The organism is Enterococcus sp. AZ089 (genome assembly GCF_050547225.1).
Taxonomy (GTDB): Bacteria; Bacillota; Bacilli; order Lactobacillales; family Enterococcaceae; genus Enterococcus_D; species Enterococcus_D entomosocium.
The window spans coordinates 2,329,179-2,340,739 of the sequence record NZ_CP172954.1; the positions used below are offsets into that span (position 1 = coordinate 2,329,179).

Consider the following 11,561-nt stretch of genomic DNA (forward strand, 5'->3'; position numbering starts at 1 on the left):
CTATTGTTCACTAGAGATACCAGCGGAGGATGTCCACTCCGCTGGTAAAGTCATGCTATTTTTGTTGGTCTTTTTTCTTTCTTGCTTTGAAGAACAAACCAATTCCTCCTACAACGAAGACTGCTGCCCCAATCAGTGAAGCATACCAAGTTCCTTCAGATCCCGTTTTCGGTAGGTACTTACTTCCCCACCAGCTTTGGTTGTTATTGCTACCGTTGCCATTGTTGTTCCCCCAACTGCCCCAGTTACCCCAAGCGCCGTTGCTTCCGTCGGTACCATTCGTTCCATTGGTACCGTCCGTGCCATTGCTACCGTCAGTGCCATTGCTACCGTCAGTGCCATTGCTACCGTCCGTGCCGTCGGTACCATCCGTACCATTGTCACCCGTTGGTACCACGATTGGTGTTGCTGCACTGCGGTATTCTCTGCCACCTGCTGTAACGATAGCCACAACGTTAAGGGTTTCTTCTGGTGAAACATCCTCTGGGTCTAATGTGATGCTGAAGGCACCATTCCCATTGGTCGTTCCAGTTCCGACAACGTCACCCGCTTCATTCAAGATTTCGATCGTCGCATTGGCTGACCCATTCCCGAAGACTGGATAGCCATCGGTAGGATTGCCAGTGATCGTGGCAACCGGTGCGTCAACCGTCAAGGCACCGACTACGGTCGTCGTCGGATCACTTAAGGTTTCGCCTTCGGCTAAGGCAAGAACCGTAACGGTTTCACCTTCCGTCGCTTCCGCGGATAACTCAACACGCCAGTCGCCATTTTGATCGGCGATCGTTGTGATCGGTCTTTCAGCCGCAAAGATGGTTAGGAATCTGCTTGTTAACGGATCACTGATGGTAACGGTGATCGTAGCACCCGGCTCACTCGTTCCGCTGATCGTTGTATCACCAGCCGTGACTGGGTCAATGGTTGGTGTATCTGTCTTGATATTTTCATCATCGACAGGTACGACGATTGGCGTCGCATTACTGCGGTAGTCATCCCCACCAGCAGTAACGATCGCCACAACCGATAAGTTTTCTTCTGGTGCGACATCCTCACTAGTCAATGTGATCGTATAGTCACCATTTTCATCGGTCGTGCCTGTTCCTACGACAACACCCGCTTCATTAAGAATTTCGATTGCTGCATTGGCAGGCCCGTTTCCGGTTACTGGATAGCCTTCTTGGGAATTACCCGTAATGGACGCGGAAGGTGCGTTGACCGTGATGCCATTAACAACGGTCGTTGCTGGTTCACTGGTGGTTTCTCCTTCACTTTGCGCCACTGCTGTTACGATTTCATCTCGAGAAACTTCTGCAACTTCCACTGACCAATTTCCTGCTTCATCTGCTTCGGTTTCAACCGCTTCTTCTCCCGTTACCGTCACGGTGACCATCGCTCCCGGTACAGCAGTACCAGTGATGGTCGTGTCACCAGCTGTGACTGGTTCGATGATTGGTGTGGCGGTTTGATCGATCGTATTCTCAACGGGCACGACGATTGGTGTCGCATTACTTCGGTAGTCTTTGCCACCGGCTGTAATGATCGCAACGACGTTCAATGATTCTTCAGGAGAAACATCTTCACCAGAGAGCGTGATGGTGTAGTTGCCATTTTCATCGGTATTGCCTGATCCAACGACATCCCCCGCTTCATTCACGATTTCAATCGCCGCATTTGGTGCTGCCATCCCCGTCACTGGATAACCATCCTCTGGATTGCCAGTGATGGAAGCGGTCGGTGCTGAAACCGTGATGCCATCCACACTCACTGTGATTGGTGCACTAGGGTCTTTTTCAGGGGATTGTGCCACAACAGTGACGGTATCACCCTCCGCAACTTCAGGTACCTCGACTGTCCAATTGCCCTCTTCGTCCGTTTCAGTTGTGATCGGTTCATTTTCACCAATCGTTACCGTCACCGTCGAACCTGGTTCGGCAGTCCCGCTGATCGTCGTATCGCCAGCTTTGACTGGATCGATCGTTGGTGTTGCAGTTTGTTGCTCTTCTTGATCCAAAGGTACCACGATTGGTGTCGCATTACTGCGGTATTCTTTGCCGCCAGCTGTCAGAACTGCGACGACTGTTAGGCTTTCCGCTGGTGCAACAGCTGTTGGTTCAAGAGTGATACTGTAGTTTCCTTCCGCGTCTGCGGTTCCTGAACCGACGATTTGTCCATCGCTATTCAAGATTTGTATGGTGGCATTGGCTGGTGCCGTTCCACTTACTGGATAGCCATCCGTGCTATTGCCTGTGATGGTTGCACTAGGAGCAGTGACCGTCAACGCCCCCACACCAACTGTTACTGGAGCGCTTGGCTCTTTGTCAGGTGATTGAGCCACAACAGTGACTGCATCGCCTTCAGAAACTTCTGGTACTTCTGCTGTCCAATTGCCTTCGTCATCCGTTTCAGCCGTGATTGGTTCCGCATCTGGTACAGTGATCGTCACGGTTGAACCTGGTTCTGCGGTCCCACTGATGCTGGTATCTCCTGCCGTGATTGGATTAATCGTTGGTGCAGCTGTCTGATCCACTACCGTATCTGCTGGTACGATGACCGCTGTTGGATTACTGCGATACTCTTTCCCACCAGCTGTTACGATGGCAACGACATTTAAGGTTTCTTCTGGATTGACAGTTTCAGCAGTTAAGTCCACTGTATAGTTGCCGTCTCCATCGGCAGTGCCTGTTCCAACGACTTCATTGTCTGCGTTCAAGATCTCGATCGCTGCATTGGCTGGTGCTGTACCAGTCACTGGGTAGCCATCCGTGCTGTTGCCGCTGATGGAAGCTGTTGGTGCTGCGACAGTCACTCCTTCAACGATGACAGTGATTGGATCACTTGGGTCTTTGCCGTCACTGTCTGCGACGACTGTGATGGTATCCCCTTCAGACAATTCAGGCACATCGACACTCCAGTTGCCCTCATCATCTGTTTCGGCGGTTTCTTCTGTGCCGTCAGGTAGTGTCACAGTCACAGTTGAGCCTGGTTCTGCCGTTCCGCTAACTGTTTCATCGCCTGCTTTGATTGGATCAACCGTTGGTGCCGTTGTTTGATTTTCACCCGGTTCAGCTGGCACCATGATTGGTGTCGCTGGACTACGATAATCTGTACCACCAGCTGTGACCACCGCAACTACCGTCAAGTTTTCTTCAGGAGAGACATTTTCACTGGTCAAATCGATCGTGTAAAGCCCTGCATCATTGGTCGTACCCGTTCCAACTGTCTCGCCAGCTTCGTTCAAGATTTCGATGGTCGCATTCACTGGTCCTGTTCCGGTCACTGGATAACCTTCGGCTGCATTGCCACTGATGGACGCACTAGGAGCCGCCACCGTTAATGCACCGACTGTGATCGTTGCTGGTGTACTTGGTGTTTCATTTTCTACTTCTGCTACTGCCGTAACAGTCGTCCCTTCGGAAAGCTCTGGCACATCAACTTGCCAATTGCCCTCTTCGTCAACTTCGGCTGAGATTGGGTCTTGCTCACCGACCGTCACGTTGACTATTGCTCCTGGTTCGGCTGTCCCGCTGATTTCTGTTGCGCCGGCAACTGCTGGATTGATCGTTGGTGTCGCCGTTTGATCCGCAGGTACCACGACAGCCGTTGGTTGACTACGGAAGTCATCCCCACCTGCTGAAACGATGGCAATGACACGGACCGTTTCTCCTGCTGATGCCTCTTCACTGGTCAAGGTAACGGTGTAAACACCATTCTCATTGGCCGTCCCTGTGCCAATCACTTGATCATCAGCATTTAAGATTTCGATTGACGCATTAGCTGGTGCTGTACCAGTTACTGGATAGCCATCTGCACTATTGCCAGAAATCGTTGCCGTTGGTGCTGCCACGATCAGCCCTTGCACCGTCACTGTTACTGGTAAACTTTCTGTTTTGCCGTCTGCCAAGGCAGTAACTGTCAAGACATCATCCAGAGAAACCGTCGGCACAGTTGCCGTCCACTCACCTTCGTCATTCGCTGCCACTGTAACAGTATCGCCGTTTGGTAGTTCAACCGTTACATCTGCCCCAGGTTCAGCCGTTCCGCTAACGGTTGTAGCCCCAGCAATCACTGGTGCGACAGTCGGTGCCGCTGTTTGGTCTTCTGCGTTATCTTCTGGCACCACGATAGTAGTTGCCGGACTGCGATAGTCTTGACCGCCGGCTGATACGATAGCCACCACTCGCAAGGTTTCTGCTGGTGAAACACCTTCTGTCAAGGTGATCGTATACTCACCGTCTCCATTGGCAGTACCACTGCCTACCACTTCATTGGCAGCATTTAAGATTTCAATGGTTGCGTTGGCTGGTGCTGTTCCTGTGACTGGATAGCCGTCAGTACTGTTGCCCGTGATCGTTGCGGTTGGTGCAGCCACGTTCAAGGCACCGACACCAACACTGATTGGTGCACTTGGGTCTTTGCCTTCAGCTTCAGCAACCACTGTGACCGTGTCGCCTTCTGAAAGTTCTGGTACGGTGACTGTCCAATTGCCTTCCTCATCCGTTTCGGCAGTCACTGGATCTTCTCCAGGAATCGTTACCGTCACCGTTGAACCAGGTTCGGCAGTTCCTCCGACGGATGTATCACCTGCTTGCACTGGATCGATCGTTGGGGTGGTCGTTTGGTCTGCTGGTACCACGATGGAGAGCGGCGTACTGCGGTACTCATCGCCGCCAGCTGTTACCACTGCCACCACCTGAAGTGCTTCTGAAGGATCAACATCGTCGCTGCTCAATGTGATGCTGTAAGCACCTTCCTCATTTGCTTCACCGCTACCAACAACCTCACCGGCTGCATTTAAGATCTCAATCGCTGCATTTGGCGTGGCCGTTCCGGTTACTGGATACCCATCCGAACTATTGCCGCTGATCGCTGCTGTCGGTGTCGCCACAGTGAGTGGATTTACGACGACCGTAGCTGCATCACTTGGTGTTTCCCCATCAAGGGTCGCTACCACAGAAACAATTTCTCCTTGAGAAACCTCGGGCACAGTTGCCGTCCAATTGCCTTCGTCATCCGCTTCGGCAGTGACTGGCTCTGCGTCACCAATCGTGACCGAGACTGTCGCACCAGGTTCAGCCGTACCACTGATGGTCGTGTCGCCGGCTGTCACCGATTCAATCGTTGGGACTGCAGTTTGATCCAAAGGTACTGTGATTGGTGCAGCCGCACTGCGGTACTCTTGACCACCGGCTGTGACTACCGCCACCACCCGTAAGGCTTCAGCTGGAGACGCGTCATTACTCGTTAACGTGATCGTATATTGGCCTTCGTCATTGGCGGTGCCAGTACCTATGACCTCGTCATCGGCATTCAAGATTTCGATGGCTGCATTGGCTGGTGCCGTTCCCGTTACTGGATAACCTGCGGTACTATTGCCGCTGATCGTCGCGGTTGGTGTAGCGATCGTCAACCCATTGACTCCAACACTGATCGGTGCACTTGGGTCTTTGTCTGGTGCTTGTGCGACCACTGTGACGGTTTCTCCTTCAGAAACTTCAGGAACTTCAACTGTCCAGTTCCCCTCGTCATCGGCTTCACCAGTAACAGGTTCTTCACCTGGGATCGTTACCGTCACCGTAGCGCCTGGTTCTGCGGTCCCACTGATCGTCGTATCCCCGGCATTGATTGGGTCAATGGTTGGTGATGCTGTTTGTTCAAGCTCATCTGCTGGTACCGTCACCGGTGTGGCAGGACTGCGGTACTGATCTCCGCCTGCTGTAACAATCGCAACGACAGACAAGGTTTCTTCTGGTGCTGCATCGGATGGTGCGATGGTTACCGTATAGTTTCCATCCCCATCGGCTGTCCCAGTAACGATCACATCGCCTGACTCATTCAACACTTCAATCGCTGCGTTCGCTGGAGCAGTCCCCGTGATTGGATAGCCATCGGTACTATTGCCGCTGATGATCGCTGTTGGTGCTGCAACGGTGACTCCATTGACTCCAACGCTGACTGGCGCGCTTGGCTCTTTGCCTTCGGCTTCCGCAACGACTGTGACTGTATCGCCACCAGAGACTGCTGGCACTTCCGCAAGCCAGTTTCCTTCGTCATCCGTTTCAGCCGTTACTGGTTCTTGACCGGTGATCGTAACAGTAACCGTCGAACCTGGTTCTGCCGTTCCGCTAATCGTGGTATCACCTGCTGTGACCGGATCGATCGTTGGTGTCTCTGTTTGTTCAATGTCTGCTGGTACCGTGATTGGCGTGGCATTACTGCGGTAGTCTTGACCGCCCGCTGTCACAACTGCCACCACCTGCAAGGCTTCTTCTGGCGCCACATCGGCTGGATCTAAGGTCACGGTATAAGCACCCGCGTCATCCGCCGTCGTGCTACCAACGACATCTCCTGCCTCATTCAAAATCTCAATGGCCGCATTCGGCGTGGTTGTTCCACTGACCGGATAGCCATCCGTACTATTGCCTGTGATGGAAGCGCTCGGTGCACTGACAGTCACACCATCAACGGTCACGGTAATCGGTGCACTTGGCTCTTTGCCTTCTACTTCGGCAACGACTGTTACCGTATCACCTTCCGTTAATTCTGGTACCGTCGCTTCCCAATTGCCTTCGTCATCGGCTTCTGCCGTGATCGGATCGCCTTCAGGCAGCGTAATCGTCACAGTTGCCCCTGGTTCAGCCGTTCCGCTGACGGTCGTATCCCCAGCTGTTACTGGGTCGATTGTTGGTGTTTCAGTTAAATTTTCTTCATCATCTGCAGGAACTACAAGCGGTGTGCCTGTACTGCGATAATCTTCACCACCAGCCGTCACGATCGCTTCCACTCGTAAGTTGTCGCCAGCTGTCACCTCTTGAGGATCAAGGGTGATCGTGAAGTTACCATCCTCATCAGCTGTTCCGCTACCAACGACCTCTCCTGCTTCATTCAAAATTTCAATTGCTGCATTGGCAATCGCTGTTCCCGTTACTGGATACCCATCTGTGCTATTTCCGGTGATCGTAGCCGTTGGTGCCGCCACGGTTAAACCGTTTACACTCACGGTGATTGGGGCACTCGGATCTTTGCCTTCAGACTCAGCTACGACGGTCACGGAATCGCCTTCTGATAATTCAGGAACCGTTGCTTCCCAGTTGCCTTCATCATCGGCTTCAGCCGTGATTGGATCGCCTTCAGGAAGCGTGATCGTTACCGTTGCCCCCGGTTCCGCTGTCCCACTAACGGTCGTATCTCCAGCACTGACTGGATCGATCGTTGGTGTTTCCGTCTGCAGGATATCTGCAGGCACCACAACAGGTGTTGGGTTACTTCGATAGGTTTCGCCGCCAGCGGTCACAACCGCTGTCACATTCAGGGTTTCTTCCGCGTCAACATCCGCTGGATCTAACGTGACTGTATAAATACCATTCTCATTGGCGGTACCTGTTCCGACAATTTCGCCATCCGCATTGGTGATCTCAATGGCCGCATTTGGTGCTGCGGTTCCAGTCACTGGATAGCCCTCTTGACTATTTCCTGTGATCGAAGCCGTTGGTGCGTTGACTGTTAAGGCGGACACGGTGGTGCTAGCCGGTTGGCTTGGCGTTTGTCCTGCTAGTTCGGCGATAGCTGAAACCGTATCGCCCTCTGACACTTCGTCCACATCAACACGCCAATTGCCCTCTTCATCGGCTTCCGTCACGATCGGATCTGCACCGTTGACGGTCACAGTAATCGAGGCACCAGGCTCAGCAGTTCCGCTGACGCTTGTATCCCCGGCAGTCACCGGTTGAATCGTTGGTGTTCCCGTTTGTTGCTCCGCATCGTCTGCTGGAACGACGATTGGCGTATTACCACTACGGTAAGTTTGCCCACCGGCAGTGACGATTGCGGCAACATTCAAGTTTTCATTTTCTGCTACATCTGCTGGGTTCAACGTGATACTGTAGTTGCCGTTCTCATTTGCCGTACCAGAGCCAACGACTTCACCTTCGGCATTGGTGATTTCAATGGCTGCATTTGCTGCGGCTGTCCCCGTCACAGGGTACCCATCGGTACTATTTCCTGTAATCGAAGCCGTTGGTGCATTAACCACTGGTGCTGCTACCGTTGCCGTTGCAGGCTCACTCGCCGATTCCCCATCAGCTTCCGCTACTGCTGTGACTGTATCGCCTTCCACCAATTCAGGGACATCTGCCGTCCAATTGCCGTCACCATCTGCGGTTGTTGTAATAGGTGCACCGCCGTTGATCGCCAATGTGATGGCTGCGCCTGGCTCAGCTGTTCCGCTGATCGTCGTTTCCCCTGCTGTCAATGGATTGATTGTTGGTGTATCGGTTTGATCTTCTGGTGTATCTGGCGCAAACCAAATCGAGTTATTGCCGTCAGCATCCGTAAATAAATCAATGGTGATCAAATCAAGTTGAGACATCGTTCCTTCGAAGCGGGCTTCGTAAGGATTAGATGGATTCGCCACGCCGTTTTCAACCAATTGTGCATAGGTCGGACTGGTGACATTCGTTGGAATGACCACATTGGTTTGACCTAAAACAGATGCAGAAGCGATTTGATCTGCTAAATCTGTCGTTGCATTGAAGACTGTTTGTGCTGTTTCAACCGTTGCGTTTAAAGTGGCTTTAGCTGTATTAACGGTACTTTGTACCAACGTATTGATTTGACCGATCAAGGTACCGATGCCTGGAATCCCACTTGCACCATCCAAAATACTGACTTGAATCTGGGCTGCTTGTAAATTATCGAGAATTTGATTGATGCGTTGATTGATAACGATAAATAAACCATCATCCACATTGGCAATCAGGGCACGTTCGTTATCGGTTAGTCCAGCTGGAATTTCAAAATTCGCTTGGCCAAATTGTCCAAGTTGATTTAATAAGTCTAACTGGGTAGTGATTTCATCTAAGTTGACGGATATCACTTGGCTAACATCCACGATTGAAGCCGCCGTATACAACGGATTTGGCAAGCCGCCAACGATTGTTGGCGGAATATCAAGTGCATCAGCTAAATTTTGATTGACGATTCCATCCACCGTGCTGATCAAGGTATTGACTGCTGGTGTGACTGTACCGATCAATGTTTGCAAGGCTGGGAAATTCCCCAGTTGGAGTATCACATTGGTGGAAATCGATGCATTCCCTGCCGGTTGAACCAAACCAGTAAGGCCTTGAGGAACCCCAACAACCGCGACTTTATCCCCATTCAAGACATCAACCGTTACTGCATTCGATCCAGAAATCGAGAAATTGACTTGGTTCGTTGCACCAGGAGTTGCATAAGGTGCAGACGCACTCGTGCCTGAGTTATTAGACGCTGTGATATCTGAGAAAAGTTCAGCTGAAACCAAAGCAGCTTCAACCGTCGTTGGTGCCCATAACAAACTTGCTGGCACAACCACCGTACTTGTCAACAACATTCCACTGACAGTTAAATTCGCAATAATATTTTTCTTTGTTCGAACGCGTGTGTTTTTCTTTGAATCCATGAGCTTTTTATAATTAATGCCTTTCATTCATTCTCCTCCTGTTCGAAAAAAATTTAACCGACAAAAGATAAAACTGATGATCTCTGGAATCCTTCTTTCCCCCTTTAAAACCAGATGAAAATCTATTTCAACCCAACACCTAAAGGCATAGAGAGAAAACAAAAAGTAACCGATCGCAAAGCGAAGATTTTTTCGCATGCTTTCTGAAAAACCCAGTGATTTTTGTTCAAATAGTTTAGAAGCACATTAGCTCACTCTTGTGAAACTAAAAAATAAAATAACTAAACGAACACACTGTGTACCAAAATTCTAGCAAATTTATTTATTTCCAACAAATTATAAACACGATAAATAATTAAAAAAACACTGAATTTTACCTTTCAAAACACAAAAGGTTTATTTTATAAACAAGCAGAAATTATTTATATTTATCTTATAAACAAATGTATAATGATAAAATATTGCCTTTTTTCGTCAGTTAACCTTTCTTTTTTTTATGTTTAATCAATATAATGAATACGATTTCAATTGCATGTTTATACATCTGGATAGAGAAAAATGATGATTGTGTTTTTTCATGATTTTAACCTCGTTTTTTACCTCCGCAAATAAAAAAACAAAAATAATTTAGACGTTTTTTCACGATATCACCTAAAATAACTCTTGCTAACGAAAAAAAGGAATCGAAACGCTCGCAGAAAGTTCTGTGAAAAAAGAATGAAACTATTCTATCAAAATCAACGTTGCACTATTATGAACGATTATTTCTTCAGTTGCTCTTCGCTGCTTTTCATCCTCACCTAGTTATTTGGTCCTACATTTCGGACGTAAGCGTTCATTCTACTCGAAGCGGTTATACTTGTTGGTAAGAAGGAAACACCGCTGCCCAATTGGCTTCTTCTAATACGACTTAAGGAGCAACAAACGATGCATTGGCTAGTAATGATTTTTCTATTGATCTGCCTCAGTTTTGTCTAAAAAAAGCGTGAGAACCGAATGTTCTCACGCTTTTCTACGATCCCCCTCTGAGGATCCTCTATCACAAAGATTACTGAACGATTTCTTCCACCAAATCAAGGAAAGTCTGAAATAAAAGACCTTTTAGATTCCTCTATTGGCTTTACTTTACTATAATGGGGATACAAGATCTCATTAATTCAACGAGAGCGGAGGCTTTCTTATGTATGGCGAAACGATCAGACAAATCCGATTGAAAAAAGGCTTCACCCAAAAAGAAGTCTATGGCACGATTATTTCAAAGTCTTATGCCATCGAGTTCGAAAAAGGCAAGCATCAAATTGCTGCCAACTTGCTGTTGCAAATTTTAGAAAATCTTTCAATGGATATCGATGAATTTCTCTATATCGCGAATGGCTATCGCTTGGATGAGCAAAACAGCTATAATCATCGGTATAATCAATATTCAAACAAACACGATCTGCCAAATTTACAAAAACTGTTACAAGAACTACAACAAACCACTAGTAGACTGAACAATATCCGTATTGCAGAGGTTCGCTCGCGAATTCGCATGCTACAATGCTTGGCAGAACATGGGGTCTATCGACAAAGTGCTGTTTTAGAATGCGATCGCCAAACGATCACTTCTTACCTCATTGATGTTGAGAGCTGGACGTTACAAGAAATCCAACTATTTGGCAACACCATCGATCTTTTGGACAACGACCATAATTTCCTCTTTTTCAAAAAAGTATCCAAGATGCTCGAGTACTACATCGATATGGAAAAAGGTCGTGAAATCTACTGCGCCTTGCTGATCAATTTGATTGAATATACGCTAAAACACCAGCAGTACGATGCGACGGAAGTTCTCGTTGTCCAATTGAAACTTTTAGCGACAGACTACAAAGAATTTTTCCACCAAACCGTCTGCAAGTTTTTCCAAGGCGTGTTGCTCATAAGAACCGGCGATCAAAAAGCTGGTGAAACGATCACACAAAAGATGTTGGCTATTATGCGAGAACTGGATCAAGAAGCCCTTGCCGATGATTTTGCTTTACTATTGGATGAAGATTATCTCCGAGCATTTGCCTCCTCCGAGTGATAAAGCGGCAACTGCAGCGTTCGTTTTTGAAAAAAGGAAGCGATGATTGCCATCACT

The 11,561-nt window shown here is 48.9% G+C and carries 2 protein-coding genes; one reads left to right on the forward strand and one right to left on the reverse strand.

Annotated features, from left to right (window positions below; genetic code table 11):
• Nucleotides 1–55: 55 nt before the first annotated feature.
• Nucleotides 56–9,466: an Ig-like domain-containing protein gene (locus IGJ01_RS10845; RefSeq protein WP_430601068.1), complete on the reverse strand. Its 9,411-nt coding sequence runs from the start codon at nucleotides 9,464–9,466 to the stop codon at nucleotides 56–58.
• A gap of 1,153 nt (nucleotides 9,467–10,619) precedes the next feature.
• Between IGJ01_RS10845 and IGJ01_RS10850 the strand changes: the two genes are divergently transcribed.
• Nucleotides 10,620–11,504 carry a helix-turn-helix domain-containing protein gene (locus IGJ01_RS10850; RefSeq protein WP_016620542.1) on the forward strand — a complete coding sequence of 295 codons (885 nt, stop codon included), beginning with the start codon at nucleotides 10,620–10,622 and terminating at the stop codon, nucleotides 11,502–11,504.
• Nucleotides 11,505–11,561: the final 57 nt, after the last annotated feature.

Bases quoted from the DNA above. Each gene is read 5' to 3' on its own strand.
- IGJ01_RS10845 (WP_430601068.1), bottom strand. From the start codon at position 9,466: ATGAAAGGCATTAATTATAAAAAGCTCATGGATTCAAAGAAAAACACA.
- IGJ01_RS10850 (WP_016620542.1), top strand. From the start codon at position 10,620: ATGTATGGCGAAACGATCAGACAAATCCGATTGAAAAAAGGCTTCACC.